The organism is Streptomyces sp. NPDC028298, from assembly GCF_055565895.1.
Genome location: NZ_JBVHTL010000006.1, coordinates 248198 through 270260 on the forward strand (window position 1 = coordinate 248198; position 22063 = coordinate 270260).

Below are 22063 nucleotides of genomic sequence, written 5' to 3' on the forward strand. Positions count from 1 at the left end.
ACGCCGGCCGGCTCCGCCCGTCACCGGTCCCGTCCGCAGGCGTAGGCCAGCGGGGAGATCAGTTCCTCCGCGTCCGGCAGCCAGCGGTTCGCGGGCGTCGGCCGGCAGGCCCACTGCACGGCACCCCGCGATCCGACCCGGGTCGGCGGCGCGGCCACGTAGGAGCCCTCGCCGCGCACGGTCAGATCGAGCGAGGCCGGCGGCCAGCCCAGCGCCCGCACCAGGTCGGGAACCTTCGCCGCGGCTCCGGGGAGCACGAAGAAGTGCATGCGGCGGTCCGGGGTGCACGTCACCGGCCCGAGCGTGAGCTCCATCCGCCGCATCCGGGCGAGCGCCAGGAACCCGGCCGTCTCGGGCACGTCGATCGCGTCGAACGCGCGCCCCGTGGGCAGCAGGATCGACGCCTCCGGCCGCACCGACCAGAGCCGCCGCGCCACGGTCGCGCTGCCCGTGGCCTGGGCCGCCCAGTCCTCGCGCGCCGGATGCGCGCCGGGCGCGGCACAGGCGGGTTCACCGCAGGAGCAGAGCTGCACCCCGCCGGACGTCACCAGCCAGGTGCCGGGGAACACGTCCCAGTGGCGTTCCTCGGCGTAGCGCACGGCGGTTTCCGGCAGCGATTCGCCCCGCTGCTGGGGAAAGTGTGCGGACTCGGTTCCTGTGATGATCTCTTCCACGTCGATCTCAACTTCCGCGTCCACCCAGGGTTACGGGGGACACGCGCGCGGGGGAGGAGCATCGATTCCCCGGCTGGGGCGCATGGATGCACGTGTGGGGGCGCGCGGGGGCGGCGGCAGCCGGTAGCGGGTAATCAGGGATGGGGTCGGGCGACCGTCCTTACCCCGGCAATCCTCACATGTCTCGCATCTTCGGTATGTCTGCGGGGCATCGATCTTCCTGGCCGGTCTCCTTCGGTGCGCCGGCCGGTGAGGACACATCAACTCGGTGCGTGGGCAGGCACCGCAGCCACAGGGGGTACGCCATGGCCGCAAGGCCTCTCATCGCCAGGCAGCCGAACGAACGGCTCCAGGCGCTCATCCAGGAAGCGGGCTGCTCGAACGCCGGGCTGGCCCGCCGAGTGAACATGTGCGGAGCGGAGCACGGACTCGACCTGCGCTACGACAAGACGTCGGTCGCGCGCTGGCTGCGCGGGCAGCAGCCCCGGGGGAGGGCTCCGGCGATCATCGCCGAGGCGCTGGGGCGCAAGCTTGGCCGGACGGTCACGATCGACGAGATCGGCATGGCCAACGGCAAGAACCTGGCGTCCGGCGTCGGTCTCCAGTTCTCGCCGACGATACTGGGCGCGATCGAGCAGGTCTGCGAGCTGTGGCGCAGCGACGTGGGACGGCGGGACTTCCTGTCCGGGTCGTCCGTCGCCGCCTCCGCGCTCGTCGAGCCGAGCCGCGACTGGCTGATCTCGTCGCCGGACTCGCAGGTGGCCCGGTCGGCGGGCCCGCGCGTCGGCCTCTCGGACGTGGCGGCGGTCCGCGCGATGACCCAGGCCCTGACCGACCTGGACCACCAGTACGGCAGCGGGCATGTGCGCCCGGTGGTCGTGCACTACCTGAACAGCGTGGTCTCCGGGCTGCTCGCCGGTTCCTACCGCGAGGCGGTCGGACGTGAACTGTTCGCCGCCGTCTCCCGGTTGACCGAACTCGCCGGCTACATGGCCATCGACACCGGACAGCCCGGGCTCGCCCAGCGCTACTACATCCAGGCGCTGCGGCTCGCGCAGGCGGCCGGTGACCGCGCCTACGGCGGTTACGTCCTCGCCGCGTCCATGAGCCACCTGGCCGCCCAGCTCGGCAACCCGCGCGAGATCGCGCAGTTGGCGCGCGCGGCCCAGGAAGGGTCGCGGGGCCGGGTGACACCGCGGGCGGAGTCGATGTTCCACGCCGCCGAGGCGCGCGGGCACGCGCTGTTGGGCGACGCGCGCGCCGCGCAGGTGGCGTCCGGGAAGGCCGTCACGGCCCTGGAGAACGCCGACGCGGCCTCCGGGGACGATCCGGCGTGGATCGCGCACTTCGACGAGGCCTATCTGGCCGACGAGTTGGCCCACTGCCACCGGGACCTCGGTCAGGCCGAGGCCGCCGCGCGGTGCGCCGAGGAGTCCCTGGCCGGTCTTCCCGAGTCGCGCGCCCGCCGCCGGGCCATCGGCTACGTCCTGCTCGCCACGGCACAGGTCCAGAAGCGCGAGGTGGAGCAGGCCTGCCACACCGGTCTGCGCGCCGTCGAACTCCTCGGCACGCTCCGCTCCAACCGCGGCGCCGAGTATCTGGAGGACCTCCAGCAGCGCCTGGCGCCGTTCCAGGACGAGGCCGTGGTCCGGGAGTTCGGGGCGCGCATGGAGCTGCAGGCGGCCGCGTGAGCGTACGCGCGGACCCGGCACGGAAGTGACCGGCGGCGCGGGTGTGATCATTTCGCTTCGCGGTCTTCGGGGCCCGCCTGCGTGAACATATGGCCCTTAGAGGCGTGAACGCCGGGAAAACGAGAGTGCCGTGGGGGAAGGGAGTGAGATACAGCGCATTCGGGGGCGGTTTCGTTACCCGCGTCACAGGGCGCCGCGGTCACCGCCGGTGCTGCGTGGCACCGGGTTGTGGGGACCCGGTAGCGTGAGCCGATGATTCCGAAGGTCCCCCATTCGTAGGAGTCCCGGTGACGCAGAGTGGACAGGGCGAGGAGCCCTCGGCGCGGCCCGCGCACGAAGGCATCGTGCTGCCCTCCGACGGTAGCGAGCCCCTGCTGCCGGGCACGACGGGTGACCGTGTGACCCCGGCCAGTGGCCCGGCCTGGGGTGGGCAGTGGGGTCCCGATCAGTCGGCCGCCCCCGCCCCGCAGTCCGCCGACGGCTGGGGCACGCCCGCGAACGCCGATCCGTCCTGGGGCGCCCCCACGCCCTCCGGGGCCCAGGGCTGGCCGGCCGCGGACCAGCACGGCGCACAGCAGGCGCAGGGCTTCGGCGCGCCCGGATCCGGCTCCGCACCGCTGCCGCCCGAGAGCGCGTCGTCCTCGGCATACGGCGCCCAGAACGGCTATGCGCCGGGGGCGCACGGCCCGGGCGCCGCCGCCGGATACGACGGCTACGGCGCGTACGGGACCCAGGAGCAGCAGGGCGGCCACGGGACCCCGCTCCCGTCCGGCGGTGACGACGGCGCCACCCAGTACATTCCGTACATACCGGCCGCCCCCGGTGCCGACGAGGGGGCGACGCAGTTCATACCGCCGGTCGCCGCCGCGCCGGACGAGGGCGCCACCCAGTTCATTCCGCCGGTCGGACCGGGCGCTCTGCCGCCGGAGGTCGCGGCCGGTACCCCGCACTACCCGGGACAGGCCGCGCCGGGCGGTTCGGACGCCGACGCCACGCAGTACATCCCGCCCGTCCCCGCGCAGCCCTCGGGCTCCTACGGGATGCCCTCCGGAGCGCACGAGGAGCGGCAGCCCCCGGCGGAGTTCGACAATCTCTTCCGCAGCGAGCCGGAGGTCGCCGGGTCGACGCAGATGCTGCCCCGTATCGACGCGGGCGGCCCGCAGGACCCGTACGGCCCGCAGGACCCCTACGGCCAGGGTGACCGGTACGGCGCCCAGCCGGTGCCCGGCGCCGGCGGCGGACGTGCCGCCGGGCGGCGCGGCGGCCCGTCGGGCGGTGACGCGGGCGGCGGTGGCCGCGGCCGTTCGCGCGTCCCAGTGATCGCCGCGGTCGGCATCGGCATCATCGTGCTCGGTGTCGGCGCGGGCGCCCTGCTCAGCGGCGGTGGCGGTGGCGACGACGCCAAGGACGACACCGGCAAGACGGTGGCCGCGACCGCGCCCGCGACGGCGGGTTCGTCGGCGCCCGCCGGTGCCGATCCGGTGAAGGCGCAGGCCGTCGAACTGGACAAGCTGCTCGCGGACAGCGCCAGCAGCCGCGACTCGGTGATCAACGCCGTGGCGAACGTGAAGGCGTGCGGCAACCTCGACCAGGCGGCCAGTGATCTGCGGGACGCGGCCAAGCAGCGCGGCGAGCTGGTCACCCGGCTCGCCGGCCTCTCGGTCGACAAGCTGCCGAACCACGACGAGCTGAGCGCCGCCCTCAACAGCGGCTGGAAGGCCTCCGCCGCGGCCGACAACCACTACGCGGCCTGGGCCGACCAGGTCAAGAACGACAAGAAGGGCTGCCGCAAGGGCCATGCCCGCACCACCGGGCAGACCCAGGCGGGCGACCGGGCCAGCGGCACGGCCTCCGCCCAGAAGGGGAAGGCCGCGACGCTGTGGAACGCCATCGCGTCGAAGTACGGCCTGACCCAGCGGGCCCGCACCCAGCTCTGACCGGGCGCACGCTTCCGGCAGCACGCGCCCCTTCCGGCCGCGCACGCCGGTACCGGCCACGCACGAAAGCCCGGCCCCCGCACCGAACGGTGCGGGGGCCAGGCTTTCGTCGTGAGCGGTGTCCCGCCGGGGACCGGCTAGTCCTCCCCGGACAGGGTCTTCGTCATGTTGACGAACCCCTTGCGCTGCGAGGTGAGCAGACCGCCGTTGACCACCTGGAACGTGACGTTGGCGTTGACCAGGCGCGGGAAGTCGGCGGCGGCGGTGTCCGCGTCGAAGCGCCAGCTCAGGACCGGGGTGAGCCCGCCGGTGTCCACCTTCAGGCCGTTGTCGAGTTCGCGCCGCAGAGTGAGGGGCGAGACCTCTCCCGCACCGAGGGACTCGATGGCCTTCCTCAGCACGGTGTAGGCGATCCAGGTGGTCTGCACCCCGGCGTCGGCGGGGTCGATCCGGTTGTCGCCGAACGCCTGTTCCTTGATCACCGCGCGCATCGGGTTCCAGCGCGAGTCGTCGGCGGTCGGGTACCAGCCGGTGACGTACGAACCCTCGTAGGGGCCCGACTTGCCTCCGGTGGCGTCGATGAGCGACTGGTCGACGTTGCCGATGACCGTCCCGGTGTGCACCTTCGGGTAGTCCTTGGCGTCGCGCCGGAAGGAGTCCATGAAGGTGTTCGTGCGGTCGCCGAGCGCGGGGACCACACAGCCCGGCTTGCTCGGGTCGGACGTCGCGTGGTCGAGCGCCTGCTGGGTCGGCCGGGAGTACTCGGTGGCGTCCTCGGCCGCCCGCTGGTCCGCGGCCTGCGAGTGGCCCAGCGCCTTCAGACCGGAGTCGAGCAGCACCGGCAGCTCGTCACCGGCGATCGTGTCGGGGCGTATGAGCGAGACGGCGCCGCAGTTCTTCGCGAGCTGCTCGCCGAGGCCGGCCAGCAGGACGCCCTGACCGCCGTTGACGGGGTAGGAGACGGGGCTGGTGAACTCGTCGTCGGTGACGCCGAAGCCTCCGATGTAGGGGATGCCGGCGCTCTCCAGCGGGGCGAGGAACGCCCGGCTGTGCTGGCTGTAGGAGCCCACGACCGCGACGACGTCCTCGTCGACGGCCCGCTCGGCGCAGTGCGCGGCGGCGACCGAGTCGTTGTGGTCGTTGCAGGTGAGGACCTCGAGCCGGCGGCCGTTGATACCTCCGTGCGCGTTGACCCAGCGCGCGTACGCCTTCGCCAGGGCCGGCATTCCGGGCTTGTTCGTCGCGTTGGTCTTCTCGGGGGCCCAGGTCATCACCTTGACGGGGCCATCCCCGGAGCCCCCCGTGGCACCAGGGATGACCCCGCATCCGACGGCGACCGACGCGCACGCCACCAAGGCGCTCGCGTACAGCAGCTTGGCCTTGCGGGGCCGGGGCGGGGTGGGGGAGGTGGTGCGAGTACGTCGCCTACCGGTCATGGGCATGCACGATTCCGCCACATCAAAAATATTTATGTGACCCGTGGTCGACACCAGGTGACGCAGAGGTGAATTACAGGGGTCGATGAACTGTTTTTCACAGGGAACGTACGATCGATGACCGTGCAAGACTCGGAGAACTCTTCCCGCCGCGGCCGTCGCTCATCCACCATGGGCGGCATGCCACTGAACGACATGCCCTGGTGGCGCTGGCGCAGCAATGTGCGCTCCGCGCTGCACATGCTTTCCGACCCCGCGTTCCAGAGAGACGTCTGGCTCGCCGGCGTCGACGGATACGGCGACGTCACCGACGCCGTGTACCGCCTGGTCGAGGACACCTGGCTGGACAACTGGTCGGCCGAGAAATACGTCGGCACGATCTTCCGCGACTCCCAGGAGGCGGCCCTCGTGGACAGTGCCGTCCTGCGGGTCCTGCGGATCATGCACCAGGTCGGACCCGACGCCCCGGTCTCCGCCTACCTCGACCACCAGGGCTGGCCGGACGCCCTCCAGGCCGCGCGTGCCGCGCACATGCGGCTGGCATCGAGCGACGGAGAGGACCCGGACGCGCCTCCGCGCACCCTTGAGGTCCTGCGCATCCTGACGCGGTCGGCGTAGCTCCGCGCGGCGTCGCGGCGCGGTCGGCGCGGGGGCCCGGGCGGCGTCCGCGTGGCGGGACGGCACTCCTGCGCGGGCGCCCGGTATGAAAGCCTGTCCCGCATGAATGAGCCGTCCGTCCGCGAGACCGTGCCCTCCGCCGAGCAGTACGTCCTGACGCTGTCCTGCCCCGACAAGCAGGGCATCGTGCACGCCGTGTCGAGCTACTTGTTCATGACCGGCTGCAACATCGAGGACAGCCAGCAGTTCGGCGACCACGACACCGGTCTGTTCTTCATGCGCGTCCACTTCTCCGCCGAATCCCCGGTGACCGTGGAGAAATTGCGGGCGAGTTTCACAGCGATCGGCGACGCGTTCCACATGGAGTGGCAGATCCACCGCGCCGAGGACCGGATGCGGGTCGTCCTCATGGTCAGCAAGTTCGGCCACTGCCTGAACGACCTCCTCTTCCGCGCGCGGATCGGCGCGCTGCCCGTCGACATCGCCGCCGTGGTCTCCAACCACACCGACTTCGCGGAGCTCGTGGGGTCGTACGACGTTCCCTTCCACCACATCGCGGTGACGAAGGACACGAAGGCCGAGGCCGAGGCGCAGTTGCTGGAGCTGGTGCGCGAGAAGGGCGTCGAGCTGGTCGTCCTCGCCCGCTACATGCAGGTCCTCTCGGACGATCTGTGCAAGCAGCTCAGCGGCCGCATCATCAACATCCACCACTCCTTCCTGCCGAGCTTCAAGGGCGCCAAGCCCTACCACCAGGCACACGCCCGCGGGGTCAAGCTCATCGGCGCCACGGCGCACTACGTCACCGCCGACCTCGACGAGGGCCCGATCATCGAGCAGGAGGTCGAGCGGGTCGGCCACGACGTCACCCCCGACCAGCTCGTCGCCATCGGCCGTGACGTGGAGTGCCAGGCCCTGGCCCGCGCCGTGAAGTGGCACGCGGAGCGCCGCATCCTGCTCAACGGACGCCGCACGGTCGTCTTCGCCTGACCGCCTGACGTCCGGGGCGCGGGGCGCGGGACTACATCCGGCTCAGCGAGGCCGCCGCGGACAGGACGTCCCTGATGACGTCACGGTCGCCGTCCTGTCCGGCGGCCGCCTCCTCCGGAGAGACGTGGCCCGCGGCCAGGCGGCAGAACTCGACGCCGTCCAGCGCGACATGGGCCACCTCGTGGTCGGCGGAGCCGACGGCGCCGGGCGAGTCGAGCGGGATGAGCCACTCACCGCCCCCGGAGCCCTCGATCTCCAGGCGCAGACTGCGTCCGGGAGCGCCGGCCGTGACGAGGTGCCGGACCGACCGGGCCGACAGCCCGGCCCGGCGCCGCTCGGCGAGGGAGACGGGCAGCATCCGCGCGGCCAGGTCGATCATCCGGTGCAGATGCCGGGGAGCGGGCGGCTCGTACGGGTAGTCCACCGCGTCGGCGATGTCCCCCGCGTGCACCCAGCACTCGAAGGCCCGGTCCAGCATCGCGTCGCTGAGCGGCAGTTCGAAACCGCCGTACGCCACGGTGAGCCGCCCGGAGGCCTCCCCGCCCGCGACCCCGCCCGCGGCCGGGGCGCCCTCCTCCACGAACGACACGCTCCGGACGATGTCGTGGCTCTGCTCCCGCCAGGGGGCGCGCACGGACCGGGTGGGCGGGACGCGCGAGGAACGCCAGTACGTCTCGGTGCGCTCCTGCGGTGTCGGCCGCTCCGCTCCCGCCGTGCCGACCGGGTCGTCCAGACCCAGCGCGACGGCGACCAGTCCGTCGACGCTCAGCAGATGGGCGATGACCCCGGCGACGGTCGTACGACGGCTCACGGGCCCGTCGCCCTCGAACCAGCGCAGCCGCACGGGGGCGTGCCATTCGGAACCGCCGATGTCCTGGAGCAGGGCGTCGAGACGCGCGGTCTCCGCGTCGTACGGGGCGGCCCACTCGGGTACCGGGATGCGCGGCGGGCGCCGGTCCAGGCAACTCGTCAGGACGCGGGTGCGCAGCGTGGGGTCCAGGTCGAGGCTCTCCGCCGGGTGCAGCAGGCCGACCGCCTCGCGCAGCCGCAGCGCCTCCTCCGCGCACGAGCCGCAGTTCCCGAGGTGCTCCTCGACGGCGTTCGTCTCGTCCGCCGAGCAGGCGGCCAGCGCCCAGGCGCCCAGCAGCGACTTCAGGACCCGGTGTTCGAGGACCGGCGGTGCCGGGGTGCCGGCCGGTTCGGGCAGCGGCAGTCCGGTGTCCTCCACGGAGGCGCGGGGCGGCGGTATGCGCGGCGGCCCGCCCGGCCGCGGCCCGGCGCCACCGCCGTCGGCGTCGTCGTGCGCGTCCTCGTGCATGCCGCTGTGCCCGTCCTCGTCGTTCGCGTCGTTCTCGTTCGTCTTCCCGTGCCTGTCCCCGTGACCGTCCTCGTACCCGCCCGCGCGGCCCTCCTCGTCGTCGGGCGGCACGAACCGGCCGGGTTCCTCGCTCACCGCGCACCCCCGGGTTCCGGCGGGGTGCCGGCCGGCCCGGCGTCGTGGGCGGTGGACAGCAACTGGAGGCCGAGGCGCAGCCGGCGGCGGGCCTCGTCCTCGGTGACGCCGAGGTCGGCGGCCGCCTGGCGGTAGTCGCGGCGCTGGAAGTACGCCAGTTCCAGGGCGGTCCGCAGCGGGGTGGGCATGGACGTGACGATGTAGTCCGCGCGCGCGGCGACGGACGCGCTGCGCACCTTGCGCTCCAGTTCCTCGGCGCTGCCGTCGCCGTCGCGGGCGAGGGCGGCGGCCTCGGTGGCGCGCAGACGCTGCACGGCCAGGCGGTGGGTCAGGGTGGCGACCCAGGAGCGCAGCGGGCCCTGCTTCGGGTCGTAGGCGTCGGGGTTCTCCCAGACGTGGGTGAAGACCTCGCGGGTGATCCCGTCGGCGGCCCGCTCGTCCCCGAGCACGCGATGGGCGAGGCCGTGCACGAGCGAGGCGAACCGGTCGTAGAGCTCGCCGAGCGCGGCGGCCTCCCCGCGCGAGAGCCGCTGCTGCATCTTGCGGTCCCAGCGGGGCGGTGCGTCCTGCGTCGCCATACGGCCCCCTCACCCCTGGTCGTGCCCGGTGCGCGTTCCCGCGTCCGGCCCGTGTACCGGCCGTGTCCCCTGTCCCTGGCCGGCCATGCGGTGCTGCCGTCCAGCCTGGGCGCGTCCGCTGTCTTGAATGTAGTCGGCACGTCCGTCGCCGCACGCCCCTTTGCGTCAATGTGCGCCCCTGGGCGGGCTGTGGATGGTAGAGGCGCGCCCTTTCCGGCCCCGCACCTGACCGCAACTGGTCGTATGCGACCGAAAGAGAACCATCGTGAAGCATTTTCGACCGTAGACAGACGTTTCTTCCTGGCGGGATCCGTGTTTCATGGAACTACGGCGGGGCAGCCGCGCTGGAAGGAAGCGTACGGAGTGCTTCCGTTTCTGCTGGGCGAGGCGAGCGAAAGGCGTGGCGGTGACGCTCGAAGTGACGCACGTGACCGACGTGACCGACGGCGAGTGGGCCGTGCTGCGGGTGTCGGGCGAACTCGATCTCGTGACGTCGCCGGGGCTGCGGCAGAGCGTCCACGACGTGGTGGCCGCGGGCCGGCACAGCATCGTCCTGGATCTGTCCGAGGTCGTGTTCTGCGACTCCAGCGGGGTCGGCGTCCTGATCGCCGCCCGCCGTCTCATGCGCTCGTGCCGCGGGCGGCTGCGTCTGATCCTGCCCGCGCGGGGCGCGGTCGACGGCTCCCATGTGAACCGCGTCCTCGGGGCCCTCGGCGTGCGCCGGCTCTTCGACGTGTACCCGGACGTCGACGCGGCCACGGACGAGGAGTCCCGCCCGCTGTCGGCCTGAGGGTTCGGTCGTGATCGCCCGGCACGGCCCGGAGACGGCCGCTTCCCGCCCCCTTCGCGCCCTCCTCCCGTCCCTTTTCGGCCCCTTTCCCTTGTCTCGGAATTCTTGCGGTCTTGGTACAACCGTCGCTTTCCGGCCCCCCGGACGGTTCCGTCGTCGTACGCTCCGTCCCAGATGAACCGCAGTCCGGCCGCGGCCGGCTGAGTAGTGAGGCGGTCCGAACACACCATGGTCAGTTCCGAGTACGAGCGCAGGATCGCCGCCCGGTTCGCCGGCTTCGACCAGGACGGCAACGGCTACATCGACCGGGAGGACTTCAACGCCGCGGCCAAGGCCCTGCTCGCCGAGTTCGGCACGACCGCCCGGTCGGACAAGGGGCAGGCCCTCTACATCGGGGCCGAGGCGTTCTGGCAGGGGATGGCCGGGATAGCGGACCGTGACGGAGACCAGCGGATCACGCGCGAGGAGTTCGTGAGCGGCGCCGTGAAGCGGCTGCGCGACAACCCCGACCGGTTCGCCGAGATCGCCCGTCCCTTCCTGCACGCGGCCCTCGCCGTGGCGGACGCCGACGGGGACGGCGCGGCCACGGTCGGCGAGGTCACTCGCGTCCTCGGGGCGCTGGGAGTGGGCGAGACCCTCGCCACCGGCGTGGCCGCCGCCCTGGACACGGACGCCGACGGACGGATCGGCGAACCGGAGATCGTGACCGGCTTCGCCCGCTACTTCACGGTGCCGGAGTAGCCGACCCGGCCGGCTCAGCCGGGCACACCGGGTCAGCCGGGTCAGCCGGGTCAGCCGGACACACCGGTCCAGCCGGGTCAGCCGGGATAGTCGGGGCAGTCGGGGCAGCCGGACTCGCCGGACCTGCCGGACCTGCCGGACCTGCCGGACCTGCCGGGTCGGCCGGGTAAGCCGGGCCTGCCGGACCCGCCGGGTCAGCCTGGTCGGCCAGGTCAGTCGGACCTGCCGGACCTGCCTGGCCTGCCGGACCTGCCTGGCCTGCCGGACCTGCCGGACCTGCCTGGCCTGCCTGGCCTGCCTGGCCTGCCGGACCTGCCTGGCCTGCCGGACCTGCCTGGCCTGCCGGACCTGCCTGGCCTGCCGGACCTGCCGGGTCAGCCGGGTCAGCCGGGTCGGCCAGGCCAGCCGGACCTGCCGGGCGTGCCGGACTGGGCCCGCGTTGGGGGATCACCCCGAGAAGCGGTCCCTGAGCCGGTACTTGAGTACCTTCCGCAGCGTCTCGTTGCGCGGAAGGGCGTCCACCACCTCCAGTTGCTCCGGCAGCTTGTGCACGGACAGCCCTTCCGCGCGCAGATACGACGTCACCGCGACCAGCGTCAGCTCCGGCGCACCCGGCGGCTGCTCCACCACCGCGCACACGCGCTCCCCGCGCTCGGCGTCGGGCAGTCCGATCACGGCGGCGTCGCCGACCGCCGGGTGCCGGTGCAGCAGATCCTCGATCTCCTTCGCGGAGATGTTCTCGCCCTTGCGGATGATGATGTCCTTGACCCGGCCGGTCAGGACGAGATGACCGCTCCCGGTCAGATGCCCCACGTCCCCGGTGATCAGGAACCCGTCCCCGTCGAACGCCTCCGCGGTCTGCGCCGGGTCCAGATACCCCTGGCACACGGCCTCCCCGCGCAGCCGCACGTCGCCGTCGACCCCGCACGGCCGGGCGGCGCCCGCCGCGTCCACGATCCGTATCTCCATGCCCTCGGGGGGCCTGCCCTCCGTGGTGGCCAGGTTCTCGGCCGTGTCGTCCGGCGCGCCCATCGTGATCATCGGGACCTCGGTCATCCCGTACCCGTGGGTGAGCTGCACGCCCATCTCCCGGACGACCGAGTGGTAGACCTCGGGCGGCTTCGGGGCCCCGCCGCCCGCGAGCAGCCGCAGCGTGGGGATCACCGGCTCCCCGGGCCGCTTGCGCTGTTCGGCCAGGAACATCGAGTAGAACGCGGTCGACCCACCCGCCACCGTCACGCCGTGCCTGCGGTACTCCGCGAGCGCGTCCGGCAGCGCGAAGTGCTCGAACATCACCGCCGGGAACCCGTACAGCAGCAGCATCACCGTGTAGTCGGGCCCGGCGATGTGCGCGTACGGGAAGGCCATCGAGCCGACGTCGTCCTCGGACAGCCGCAGCGCGTGGGCGAGGCAGGAGCCGCCCGCGATCAGTGAACGGTCCGTGTGCAGCACGCCCTTGGGGTCGGAGGTGGTGCCCGAGGTCCAGTAGATCCAGCGGACGGAGGTTCCGTCGGCGGGCGGGGGCGGAAGGACGGCGGGATCGCCGTCGGGCAGCGTGTCGTAGGCCTCGAAGACGTTCTTCGCGTCGAGCCGGTGGGCCATCGCGGTGTGGTCGAAGCCGCGCCACTCGCCCGGCACGGCGACGTACTCGGCCTTCGACTCCCGCAGCGCGAAGCCGACCTCGCGGTCGCGGTAGAAGGGGATGACCGGCGACTGCACGGCGCCGATACGGGCCAGCGCGAAGGACAGCAGGGCGGTCTCGATCCGGGTCGGCAACTGCCAGGCGACCACCGTGCCCGGCCGCACGCCCCTGTCGTGGAGTCCCGCCGCCACCCGCTCGGCGCGGTCGCGCAGCTCGCCGAAGCTCAGGGAGCGGTCGCCCTGGAGCAGGACGGGCCGGTCGGGGGTGAGGCCGGCCCGGCGGTCGACCAGTTCCCACAGCGTGCGCGCGGAGCTCAGGGCGTGTGCGGTGTCGTTCACTTCGACCCCCTGTGGTCGTTCTCTTCGACCCGGCAACTGACGGTCAGTCAGATCGTGGGCAGAGCGTAGGGCCCGGCGCCTTGTCGGTCCATAGGCGCGGGGCTAGCCTGCTTGTGGAGTTGAATCTGACGGGTCATCAGAAACGTACGCCAGGCGGAGGGGACCATGACCGAACTGCCCCGCATCATCAGCGTCGACGACCATGTGATCGAGCCCGCGCACCTCTTCGAGACCTGGCTGCCGCGCAAGTACCACGACCGGGGACCGAAGCCGCTCACTGCCGGCATCGGCGAACTCGCCTACGTCGGGGGCAAGTACCGGATCACCATGGACCCGGACGGCCCGCCGACCGACTGGTGGATCTACGAGGACCTCTCGTTCCCGTACAAGCGCAACATCGCCGCCGTCGGCTTCGACCGCGACGAGATGACGCTGGAGGGCATCACCCGCGCGGAGATGCGGCGCGGCTGCTGGGACCCCGCCGAGCGGCTCAAGGACATGGACCTCAACCACGTCGAGGCCAGCCTCTGCTTCCCCACCTTCCCGCGGTTCTGCGGCCAGACCTTCGCCGAGGCCCACGACAAGGAGGTCGCCCTGGCCTGCGTGCGGGCGTACAACGACTGGATGGTCGAGGAATGGTGCGGCGACAGCGCCGGCCGGCTGATCCCGCTGTGCCTGATCCCGCTGTGGGACATCGACCTCGCCGTCGCCGAGATCCGCCGCAACGCCGTCCGGGGCGTGAAGGCCGTCACCTTCTCCGAGATCCCCACCCACCTGGGACTGCCCTCCATCCACTCCGGCTACTGGGACCCGTTCTTCGCGGTCTGCCAGGAGACCGGGACGGTCGTGAACATGCACATCGGCTCGTCCTCCCAGATGCCGGCCGCGTCCCCCGACGCACCCCCCGCCGTCCAGGCCTCGCTGTCCTTCAACAACGCGATGGCCTCCATGATGGACTTCCTGTTCAGCGGCGTCCTGGTGAAGTTCCCGCGCCTCAAACTCGCCTACTCCGAAGGCCAGATGGGCTGGATCCCGTACGCCCTGGAGCGCGCCGACGACGTCTGGTCGGAGCACCGCGCCTGGGGCGGGGTCAAGGACCTGATCCCGGAGCCCCCGTCGACGTACTACTACCGCCAGATCTTCTGCTGCTTCTTCCGCGACAAGCACGGAGTGGCGTCCCTGGACGTGGTGGGCCGCGACAACGCCACCTTCGAGACCGACTACCCGCACGTCGACTCGACCTTCCCGCACACCAAGGAGGTCGCCCTCGACCACGTGAAGGGCCTCGACGACGAGACCGTCCACAAGCTCATGCGGGGCAACGCCATCCGCATGCTGGACCTGGACCTGTAGTGGACCTGACGTACACCCCCGAGGAGGAGGAGTTCCGCGCCCGCCTGCGGACCTGGCTCGCCTCGGTCCTGCCGACGCTGCCGCCGAAACCGTCCCCCCGCGACTGGCCCGCGCGACGGGCCTACGACCTCGGCTGGCAGCGGATGCTGTACGACGCCGGGTACGCGGGCCTGCACTGGCCCGTCGACGCGGGCGGCCGCGGGGCCACGCCGACCCAGCACCTCATCTACCTGGAGGAGACCGAGAAGGCGGGCGCCCCCTACGTGGGGGCCAACTTCGTCGGGCTGCTGCACGCCGGGCCGACCATCGCCTCCGAGGGGAGCGCGGAGCAGCGGGCGCGCTGGCTGCCGCCCGTGCTGCGCGGCGACGAGGTCTGGTGCCAGGGCTTCAGCGAACCCGACGCGGGCTCCGACCTCGCCTCGCTGCGCACGCGCGCCCGGCGCGACGGCGACGACTACGTGGTCAGCGGGTCCAAGATCTGGACCTCCCACGCCGAGGTGGCCGACTGGTGCGAACTGCTCGTGCGCACCGACCCCGCCGAGCGCAGGCACCGGGGCATCACCTGGCTCGCCATGCCGATGGACGCGCCCGGCATCACCGTCCGCCCGCTGCGGACGCTCGCGGGTTCCACCGAGTTCGCGGAGGTCTTCCTCGACGAGGTGCGAGTCCCGGTCGCCAACCGGGTCGGCGCCGAGAACGACGGCTGGCGCGTGACCATGGTGACGCTCTCCTACGAGCGCGGCACCGCCTTCGTCGGCGAAGTGGTCGCCTGCCGCCGCGTCCTGGCCGAGATCGCCCGTGAGGCGCGCAAGAACGGCCGCTGGGACGACGCCGTCGTGCGCCGCCGCCTGGGCAGGCTCAACGCCGAGTTCCGCGCGCTGTGGCGGCTCACCCAGTGGAACGTCAGCGAGGCGCAGGGCACCGGGGGAGTGCCCGGCGTCGGCGGTTCGGTCTTCAAGCTCGGCTATTCGCACGCCCGCCAGGAACTGTTCGACGCCGCCGCGGAGGTCCTCGGCCCCGAGGCCCTGGACCTGGGACGGGAGTGGACGCTGGACCGGCTCTCGTCCCTGTCGTACACGATCGCGGCCGGCACCTCGCAGATCCAGCGGAACATCGTGGCCGAGCGGATCCTCGGCCTTCCCAGGGGGAGGTGACCGTGGACTTCCGGCTGACGGCTGATCAACGGGCTCTGCGGCAGGGCGTACGCGACCTGCTCGAAGGCCGGTTCGGGCGGGAGGCGCTGCGCGCGGCCGTGGAGCGGGCGGACGAGAAGGGCGCCCGGGTGCTCGACCGGGGGCTGTGGCGCGAGCTGGGCGCCGCCGGGTTCTTCGCGCTGCGCCTTCCCGAGGCCGCGGGCGGCGTCGGGCAGGGCCTCCCGGAGGCCGTGCTGGCCTTCGAGGAGGCGGGGCGGGTCCTGCTGCCGGGACCGCTGATCGCCACCCATCTCGCCGCGGGCGCCGTGCCCGGAGCGGCCGCCGGGGAGGTGGTCGTGACCCGCGCCGACGGGGGGCTCGTGGAATGGCTGGACGAGGCCGACGTCGTGCGGGGCGACGCCGCCGGGGCCGAGCCGCTGGACCCGGTGGACCCGCTGACGCCCCTGCACCGGCTGCCCGGGACCGGCGCCCGGCCTCCCGGGCGCGGCGCACCCGGGACCGCCCCGACGCCGGACCGGCTGCTCGTGTCGCTCCTGACCGCCGCCGAACAGCTCGGCAGCGCCGCCCGGACCTGCGAGACCGCCGTGCAACACGCCCGGACGCGCGAGCAGTTCGGGCAGCCGATCGGCGCCTTCCAGGCGGTGCAGCATCTGTGCGCGGGCATGCTCGCGCGGGTCGAGACGGCCCGCGTGGCCGTCTACGCCGCCGCGGTCACCGCCGACCCGGCCGATGTCGCGGCCGCCCGTCTGCTCGCCGACGAGGCCGCCGTGCGCGGTGCCCGCGACTGCCTCCAGGTGCACGGCGGCATGGGCTTCACCTGGGAGTCCGACGTCCATCTGCACCTGAAGAGGGCCTGGACGCGGACACATCGTGCCGGCGGCGCTACGCAAAGTGAGGAGGAGCTGGCGGACGATCTGGTGTCCGCCGAGGCGTAGAGGGCCGCTGTCCTGGGGTGTCGCGGGAGGAACGCGGGCGGATGTCGCGGATCGTGGCAAACCGGGATCACGGAGCGTTGAGACCTGGTTGTGTCCTAGGCGTGACTTGTCACGGCCTGGAGTCGGCGCCGGGCTCCGGTACCTTGTGTGGGATGCGAGTGGTTCTGAGGCTGAGCCATCCCGGTGTTGCCCCCGAGGCCGCGCCGGACCCGGCGATGCGCGCCGCTCGTGGGGCAGGGCGGACCCCCGCACCTGCCTGTTCGACTCCCCGTGGCGAGCGTCGCACAGTATGCCGCACGCGTACTCCTTCGCGCTGGAATATGCCCGAAGCGCTTGTTGGGGTGACTGTACGTCAACCATGCTGTCTCGCAAGGGAATCACGTTCCGTGATCCTTGTTCTGGCCATGCAGAAAATGGCTACGATCGTGGCCCTTGTGAGGCGCGAGGCGATGTGTCCGCCGGTTCGGATGGTGTGAGCGGTGCAGGTGCTTCAAGTGCAGCTGGAGATCCGGCCCGACCCCGCAGAGGTGGGGCGAGCCCGGCGGTGGGCCCGTTCGAGGCTCGCGGGGTCCGGGATAGACGCCGATGAACCACTCGCCGAGACGCTGATCCTGCTGGTCTCCGAGCTCGTCACCAACGCCGTGGTGCACACCGGGTGTCCGGCCGTGCTGCGCCTGTGTCTGCCGGGTGGTGCCGGAGCCGCCACGGTGCGTCTCGAGGTAGCCGACTCCAGCGCCCGCCCGCCGATGCCCCGCCACGCGGACGGCGACGAGACCAACGGCCGCGGCCTGGAACTCGTCGACGGCCTCGCGGACCGCTGGGGCTGGAATCCCGAGGGCGCCGGCAAACGCATCTGGTGCGAACTGGACCGGTGCGCCGCGGGCGCCGCGCAGGACTCCCCGTACGGCGCCTACGGCGGCTTCGCGTACGAGGCGGTCTAGGCCGCCCCGTCTCCCGGGCATGCGTCTCGCGTTTCGTGCGTGCGTCTCGCGTTTCGTGCATGTATGCACGAAACCGCTGTACACGGCCGCGGTCGTGGCCGAATGCGCCGGGTCGTGCTTCCGTACGCGCTGTCTCAAATAGGGTGGAACACCGCAAATCCCCGATCGACTGTTGACGTGGCGTGTCCGTTTGATCACGCTTGTGTTCAGCGATTCGCCGCGAGGGGACGACGAGGGTTCCGGTGACGGGGGCCCTCGGCGAGTGTGGGTCGTGATTCGGCGTCGGCTCCCCCACGGCCAGGGGAGGCAGGGCGGGTACGCCGGAGGCGGATGGCGGCGCGCGGTGCCGTGCCCGGGGTGAGGTGGGGACCTTCGGCCGGGCGCAGTCGAGAGTGGGGGAAGCGCGCCGCCAGTCGGCCCTCGTGCGGCAGGCCCCGGACCGCTCTCGCGCCGGCCGGACGTCAGAGGATCGCGACGGGTGCCACCGGTGTGCCGGTGCCGCCGACGAACGGTTCCGGCATCGCCGACAGCAGGAACGCGTACCGGCCTTCTTGTCCACAGGCTGTGGACAACTCTTCGAGATTCCAGTTCTGGCCCTGCAGCATCCCCATCTCGACGAGGTCGAGCGCGTGCACGGGCAGCCACAGGTCCTCGATCTCGGGCGGGAAGATCTCGAAGGTCAGGGTGTCGTTGGCGACCGCCGCGACATCGCGCGCGTGGAACCACTCGGGGGTGCGCACCGACAGACCGGGCGACGGATACCCGTACCCGTGCTTGTCGCCCGCCAGGTACACCTGGATCTGACCGGTCCGTACGAGCACGATGTCGCCCGCCCGCACCCGAGTCCCCGCCAACTCCTCCGCCGCCTCCAGGTCTTCGGGGGTCACGGCGTGCCCGCCGGCCAGCCGGTGCTCACCGCGCGCCCGCGCCACGTCGAGCAGGACGCCCCGCGAGACGATGTGCCGCGGCTTGTCGATCCCGCTGAACTCGGCGCCGCCGTGCGGGGTGACGGTGGAGGCGGGGCGTCCGTTGTAGAGCCTGCCGGAGTGCGAGACGTGCGGCAGCGCGTCCCAGTGGGTGCCCGCCTGAAGGCCCATGGTCACCGCGTCGTCGCTGCACGCCACCGTGCCGGGGCCGAAGATCTCCTGGTTGATCTGCACCATCGCGTGCAGCGGATTGACCCGCCCCGGGATCATCCCGGTCTGCACGCCGTCCTGCTGGAGCGGCAGGGCGAGCGGCACCCGGAGCCCCGTCCGTACCGTCGCGGCGGCCTCCCGCACCACCTCGTCCGTGATGAGGTTCAGTGTCCCGATCTCGTCGTCGGCGCCCCAGCGCCCCCAGTTGTTGACGCGCTTGGCGATCTCGTGGAACTCCGGACTGAGCGCCGGCTGCGACATGAGTCCTCCCCGGGGGCTTGTCTCCAGGTATCTGACGGGTCGTAGAATCCGAGTTGAATCTAACGGACCGTCAGAAACTGCGGGAAGGGGCCGGGCATGGGGAACTTCCTTGCGGGCAAGGCCGTCGCCGTCACGGGCGCGGGCCGGGGGATAGGCCGGGCGGTCGCCCTCGCCGCGGCCGCCGAGGGCGCGCGCGTCGTCGTGAACGACTACGGCGTGTCCGTCGAGGGCGGCGAGCCCACGAGTTCGGTCGCCGAGGCCGTCGTCAAGGAGATCGAGGCGGCCGGCGGGGAGGCCGTCGCGGTCGCCGACGACATCTCGACGATGGCGGGCGGGCAGCGTGTCGTCGACACCGCGCTCGCCTCGTACGGACGGATCGACGGAGTGGTGTGCGTCGCCGGCATCCTGCGCGAACGGATGCTCTTCAACATGTCCGAACAGGAGTGGGACCCGGTCGTCGCCACCCATCTCAAGGGCACGTTCACGCTCTTCCGCGCCGCCTCGGCGGTGATGCGTAAACAGGGCTCGGGCACCCTGATCGGCTTCACCAGCGGCAACCACCAGGGGTCCGTGGCGCAGGCCAACTACAGCGCCGCCAAGGGCGGGATCATCTCGCTGGTGCGCAGCGCCGCCCTCGGTCTGCACAAGTACGGGGTCACCGCCAACGCCGTCGCGCCCGTCGCCCGTACGCGCATGTCGGCGAACGTACCGATGGAGCTCAAGGAGATCGGCGAACCGGAGGACGTGGCCGCGCTCGTGGTCTACCTCCTGTCGGAGCGGGCCCGCGCGGAACGCATCACCGGGCAGGTCTACACGATCGCCGGCCCCAAGATCGCCGTATGGGCCCAGCCCCGCGAACTGCGCGCCGGATACGCCGAGGGCGCCTGGACCCCGGAGAGGATCGCCGACTTCCTGCCCGGGACCGTCGGCGTCGATCCGATGCCGCTGCTGGAGCAACTGGAGGCGATGGCAAGGGCGGCCGCGGACAAGGCGCGCCCCAACGCGTGACCGTTCCCGGCCCGGGTGTCCCGGTCCGGAGGGGAGGAGAGCGCGTGGATTTCGCATTCGGTCCCGAGGACGAGGCCTTCCGGCGCGAGGCGCGGGCCTGGCTGGAGGAGCATCTGGACGGCTCTCCCGGGCGCCGCGACTGGGAGCGGGAACTGGGGAAGGCCGGCTGGATCGGACTCGGCTGGGCGGAGGACGGGTACGGCAACCGGCGCGCGGACCTGACCCGGCAGGTCGTGTGGGCCGAGGAGTACGCCCGCTCCGGGGCGCCCGCCCGCTCCGGGCACATCGGCGAGAACCTGCTGGCACCGACGCTCATCGCGCACGGCACCCCGGAACAGAAGCGCCGCTTCCTGCCGCCGGTCGCCGAGGGCCGGGAACTGTGGTGCCAGGGGTACAGCGAGCCCGGCGCCGGCTCGGACCTGGCCGGCGTCCGCACGACCGCCGTACGGGACACGGGGGCCGGGCCCTCCGGGGTGTACCGCATCACCGGACAGAAGATCTGGACCTCGCTCGCCCACGAGGCCGACTGGTGCTTCGTGCTCGCCCGCACCGAACCGGGGTCCACCCGCCACCACGGCCTGTCCTTCCTCCTCGTCCCCATGGACCAGCCCGGCCGGATCGAGGTCCGTCCGATCCGCCAGCTCACCGGCACGAGCGACTTCAACGAGGTGTTCTTCGACGGGGCGGTGGCGCGGGCCGGGCACGTGGTCGGCGGCGAGGGCGAGGGCTGGAAGGTCGCCATGAGCCTGCTCGGCTTCGAGCGCGGGGTCTCCACCCTCGCCCAGCAGATCGGCTTCGCCGAGGAGTTGGGGCGCGTACTGCGCACGGCCCTCGCCACGGGAGCGGCCGGGGATCCCGTCGTACGCGACCGGCTCGTACGGCTGTGGGCCGAGCTGCGCGCGATGCGGTGGAACGCCCTGCGCACCCTGGGCGGTCCGGGGAGTCCCGGCGGACCGGGCGCGCCCAGTGCGGCCAAGCTGCTGTGGGGCGGCTGGCACCGGCGGCTCGGTGAGGTGGCCGTCCAGGTGCGGGGGGCCGCGGGGGCGGTGGGTCCGCGGGACTGGTCCGCCGCGCTGCCCTACGAACTGGACGCCTCCCAGCACCTGTTCCTGTTCAGCCGGGCCGACACGATCTACGGCGGCTCGGACGAGATCCAGCGCACGATCATCGCCGAGCGCGCGCTCGGCCTGCCGAAGGAGCCCCGGGGCCGGCCCTGACCGGCCCCGGAACCAACAGCCCAGGAACAGCCCGGGGCGGCCCGGGGAGAGGGGAGCCGGCGCGATGCGAGGCGTGATCTTCGACGGGAGAAGGACCCGGGTCGTGGACGACCTGGAGGTACGGGACCCGGGACCCGGGGAGGTGCGGGTGGCGATCTCCGCTGCGGGGCTCTGCCACAGCGATCTGTCCGTGGTGGACGGCACCATCCCCTTCCCCGTTCCCGTGGTGCTCGGCCATGAGGGCGCGGGCGTGGTGGAGTCCGTGGGCGTGGGCGTCACCCATGTCGAGCCCGGCGACCATGTGGCGCTGTCCACTCTCGCCAACTGCGGGACCTGCGCCGAGTGCGACCGGGGGCGGCCCACGATGTGCCGCAAGGCGATCGGTATGCCGCAGCGGCCGTTCGCGCGCTCGGGCGAGCCGCTCCACCAGTTCGCCGCCAACTCCGCCTTCGCGGAACGCACGGTGGTGAAGGCGGTGCAGGCGGTCCGGATCCCGAAGGACATCCCGCTCACCTCGGCCGCGCTGATCGGCTGCGGGGTCCTGACGGGGGTCGGAGCGGTGCTGAACCGGGCCCGGGTCGACCGTGGCGACACCGTCCTGGTCATCGGCACCGGCGGCATCGGACTCAACGTCCTCCAGGGCGCCCGGCTCGCGGGCGCGCTGCGGATCGTCGCCGTCGACTCCAATCCGGCCAAGGAGTCCGTGGCCCGGCAGTTCGGCGCGACGCACTTCCTGACCTCGGTGGACGGCGTGAAGGACATCCTGCCCACCGGCGCCCAGCACGCCTTCGAATGCGTCGGCCGCGTCGAACTCGTCCGCCAGGCGATCGACCTGCTCGACCGGCACGGCCAGGCCGTCCTGCTCGGCGTCCCCCCGGCGACGGCCGAGGCGTCCTTCCTGGTCTCCTCGATGTACCTCGACAAGTCCATCCTCGGCTGCCGCTACGGCTCGTCCCGGCCCCAGCGGGACATCGCCCTGTACGCCGAGCTCTACCGCGAAGGCCGCCTGCTCCTGGACGAGTTGGTGACCGCGACGTATCCCGTCGAGGACTTCGAGCGGGCGGCGGAGGACGCGCACGCGGGGAAGGTGGCGCGGGCGGTGCTGACGTTCTAGGACACCCTCGCGCGGGAGGGGGGTGGGTCCGGGGCCGGGCATCCGGGGACCCCCTGGCG

At 72.4% G+C, this 22063-nt stretch carries 19 protein-coding genes; 13 read left to right on the top strand and 6 right to left on the bottom strand.

Annotated elements, in window-relative coordinates; genetic code table 11:
- Positions 1–20: 20 nt before the first annotated feature.
- Positions 21–674, bottom strand: coding sequence for a bifunctional DNA primase/polymerase (locus ACZ4TO_RS26725; RefSeq protein WP_468025554.1), 654 nt, complete (start codon positions 672–674; stop codon positions 21–23).
- Between the two features lie 305 nt (positions 675–979).
- Here ACZ4TO_RS26725 and ACZ4TO_RS26730 point away from each other — a divergent pair, with 305 nt between their 5' ends.
- Positions 980–2365, top strand: a complete 1386-nt coding sequence (locus ACZ4TO_RS26730) for a transcriptional regulator (RefSeq protein WP_385042404.1) — start codon at positions 980–982, stop codon at positions 2363–2365.
- Positions 2366–2652: 287 nt separating this feature from the next.
- On the top strand, positions 2653–4302 hold the full coding sequence (locus ACZ4TO_RS26735; protein WP_468025395.1) for a hypothetical protein: 1650 nt from the start codon (positions 2653–2655) through the stop codon (positions 4300–4302).
- A gap of 137 nt (positions 4303–4439) precedes the next feature.
- Here the strand turns inward: ACZ4TO_RS26735 and ACZ4TO_RS26740 are convergent, their stop codons facing one another.
- Positions 4440–5738: an ABC transporter substrate-binding protein gene (locus tag ACZ4TO_RS26740; RefSeq protein ID WP_382792812.1), complete on the bottom strand. Its 1299-nt coding sequence runs from the start codon at positions 5736–5738 to the stop codon at positions 4440–4442.
- 117 nt (positions 5739–5855) lie between these two features.
- On the opposite strand from ACZ4TO_RS26740, the gene ACZ4TO_RS26745 reads away from it, so the two are divergent.
- Both ACZ4TO_RS26745 and purU read left to right on the top strand, forming a co-directional pair.
- Entirely contained in the window at positions 5856–6356 is a 501-nt protein-coding gene (locus ACZ4TO_RS26745; RefSeq protein WP_382792815.1) for an SCO4402 family protein, read from the top strand.
- Between the two features lie 102 nt (positions 6357–6458).
- Entirely contained in the window at positions 6459–7343 is an 885-nt protein-coding gene (purU, locus tag ACZ4TO_RS26750; RefSeq protein ID WP_382792818.1) for a formyltetrahydrofolate deformylase, read from the top strand.
- Between the two features lie 31 nt (positions 7344–7374).
- Here purU and ACZ4TO_RS26755 read toward each other — a convergent pair whose 3' ends face one another.
- Together ACZ4TO_RS26755 and ACZ4TO_RS26760 are read right to left on the bottom strand one after the other, a co-directional pair.
- Positions 7375–8661: a zf-HC2 domain-containing protein gene (locus ACZ4TO_RS26755; protein WP_468025555.1), complete on the bottom strand. Its 1287-nt coding sequence runs from the start codon at positions 8659–8661 to the stop codon at positions 7375–7377.
- A 131-nt stretch (positions 8662–8792) separates the two neighbouring features.
- Entirely contained in the window at positions 8793–9374 is a 582-nt protein-coding gene (locus tag ACZ4TO_RS26760) for a sigma-70 family RNA polymerase sigma factor (protein ID WP_382792821.1), read from the bottom strand.
- A gap of 400 nt (positions 9375–9774) precedes the next feature.
- Between ACZ4TO_RS26760 and ACZ4TO_RS26765 the strand changes: the two genes are divergently transcribed.
- Together ACZ4TO_RS26765 and ACZ4TO_RS26770 are read left to right on the top strand one after the other, a co-directional pair.
- A complete protein-coding gene (locus tag ACZ4TO_RS26765; protein ID WP_382792824.1) occupies positions 9775–10164 on the top strand; it encodes an STAS domain-containing protein in 390 nt (129 codons plus the stop codon).
- A gap of 228 nt (positions 10165–10392) precedes the next feature.
- Positions 10393–10905, top strand: coding sequence for an EF-hand domain-containing protein (locus ACZ4TO_RS26770; protein WP_382792827.1), 513 nt, complete (start codon positions 10393–10395; stop codon positions 10903–10905).
- Between the two features lie 447 nt (positions 10906–11352).
- On the opposite strand, the gene ACZ4TO_RS26775 is transcribed toward ACZ4TO_RS26770, so the two are convergent.
- On the bottom strand, positions 11353–12885 hold the full coding sequence (locus ACZ4TO_RS26775; RefSeq protein ID WP_385042408.1) for a class I adenylate-forming enzyme family protein: 1533 nt from the start codon (positions 12883–12885) through the stop codon (positions 11353–11355).
- Positions 12886–13050: 165 nt separating this feature from the next.
- On the opposite strand from ACZ4TO_RS26775, the gene ACZ4TO_RS26780 reads away from it, so the two are divergent.
- The 4 genes from ACZ4TO_RS26780 to ACZ4TO_RS26795 all read left to right on the top strand — a co-directional run bounded on the left by ACZ4TO_RS26780 (position 13051) and on the right by ACZ4TO_RS26795 (position 17268).
- Entirely contained in the window at positions 13051–14238 is a 1188-nt protein-coding gene (locus tag ACZ4TO_RS26780; RefSeq protein WP_468025396.1) for an amidohydrolase family protein, read from the top strand.
- Positions 14238–15392, top strand: coding sequence for an acyl-CoA dehydrogenase (locus ACZ4TO_RS26785; protein WP_467844933.1), 1155 nt, complete (start codon positions 14238–14240; stop codon positions 15390–15392). The genes ACZ4TO_RS26780 and ACZ4TO_RS26785 overlap by 1 nt, the downstream gene beginning before the upstream one ends.
- Before the next feature lie 2 nt (positions 15393–15394).
- A complete protein-coding gene (locus ACZ4TO_RS26790) occupies positions 15395–16327 on the top strand; it encodes an acyl-CoA dehydrogenase family protein (RefSeq protein WP_468025397.1) in 933 nt (310 codons plus the stop codon).
- 494 nt (positions 16328–16821) lie between these two features.
- Positions 16822–17268, top strand: a complete 447-nt coding sequence (locus ACZ4TO_RS26795) for an ATP-binding protein (protein ID WP_468025398.1) — start codon at positions 16822–16824, stop codon at positions 17266–17268.
- Between the two features lie 461 nt (positions 17269–17729).
- Here the strand turns inward: ACZ4TO_RS26795 and ACZ4TO_RS26800 are convergent, their stop codons facing one another.
- The gene (locus tag ACZ4TO_RS26800; RefSeq protein ID WP_468025399.1) at positions 17730–18665 is read right to left on the bottom strand and encodes a cyclase family protein; all 936 of its coding nucleotides are present in this window, start codon (positions 18663–18665) and stop codon (positions 17730–17732) included.
- A gap of 96 nt (positions 18666–18761) precedes the next feature.
- On the opposite strand from ACZ4TO_RS26800, the gene ACZ4TO_RS26805 reads away from it, so the two are divergent.
- The 3 genes from ACZ4TO_RS26805 to ACZ4TO_RS26815 all read left to right on the top strand — a co-directional run bounded on the left by ACZ4TO_RS26805 (position 18762) and on the right by ACZ4TO_RS26815 (position 22004).
- A complete protein-coding gene (locus tag ACZ4TO_RS26805; RefSeq protein ID WP_467844926.1) occupies positions 18762–19673 on the top strand; it encodes an SDR family NAD(P)-dependent oxidoreductase in 912 nt (303 codons plus the stop codon).
- Between the two features lie 44 nt (positions 19674–19717).
- On the top strand, positions 19718–20890 hold the full coding sequence (locus ACZ4TO_RS26810; RefSeq protein WP_468025400.1) for an acyl-CoA dehydrogenase family protein: 1173 nt from the start codon (positions 19718–19720) through the stop codon (positions 20888–20890).
- 64 nt (positions 20891–20954) lie between these two features.
- Positions 20955–22004, top strand: coding sequence for a Zn-dependent alcohol dehydrogenase (locus ACZ4TO_RS26815; RefSeq protein WP_382792852.1), 1050 nt, complete (start codon positions 20955–20957; stop codon positions 22002–22004).
- Positions 22005–22063 lie beyond the last annotated feature (59 nt).

Coding starts and splice junctions, on each gene's coding strand:
- ACZ4TO_RS26730 (WP_385042404.1), top strand. CDS start 980: ATGGCCGCAAGGCCTCTCATCGCCAGGCAGCCGAACGAACGGCTCCAG.
- ACZ4TO_RS26740 (WP_382792812.1), bottom strand. CDS start 5,738: ATGACCGGTAGGCGACGTACTCGCACCACCTCCCCCACCCCGCCCCGG.
- ACZ4TO_RS26745 (WP_382792815.1), top strand. CDS start 5,856: ATGACCGTGCAAGACTCGGAGAACTCTTCCCGCCGCGGCCGTCGCTCA.
- purU (WP_382792818.1), top strand. CDS start 6,459: ATGAATGAGCCGTCCGTCCGCGAGACCGTGCCCTCCGCCGAGCAGTAC.
- ACZ4TO_RS26755 (WP_468025555.1), bottom strand. CDS start 8,661: ATGCACGAGGACGCGCACGACGACGCCGACGGCGGTGGCGCCGGGCCG.
- ACZ4TO_RS26760 (WP_382792821.1), bottom strand. CDS start 9,374: ATGGCGACGCAGGACGCACCGCCCCGCTGGGACCGCAAGATGCAGCAG.
- ACZ4TO_RS26770 (WP_382792827.1), top strand. CDS start 10,393: ATGGTCAGTTCCGAGTACGAGCGCAGGATCGCCGCCCGGTTCGCCGGC.
- ACZ4TO_RS26780 (WP_468025396.1), top strand. CDS start 13,051: ATGACCGAACTGCCCCGCATCATCAGCGTCGACGACCATGTGATCGAG.
- ACZ4TO_RS26800 (WP_468025399.1), bottom strand. CDS start 18,665: ATGTCGCAGCCGGCGCTCAGTCCGGAGTTCCACGAGATCGCCAAGCGC.
- ACZ4TO_RS26805 (WP_467844926.1), top strand. CDS start 18,762: ATGGGGAACTTCCTTGCGGGCAAGGCCGTCGCCGTCACGGGCGCGGGC.
- ACZ4TO_RS26815 (WP_382792852.1), top strand. CDS start 20,955: ATGCGAGGCGTGATCTTCGACGGGAGAAGGACCCGGGTCGTGGACGAC.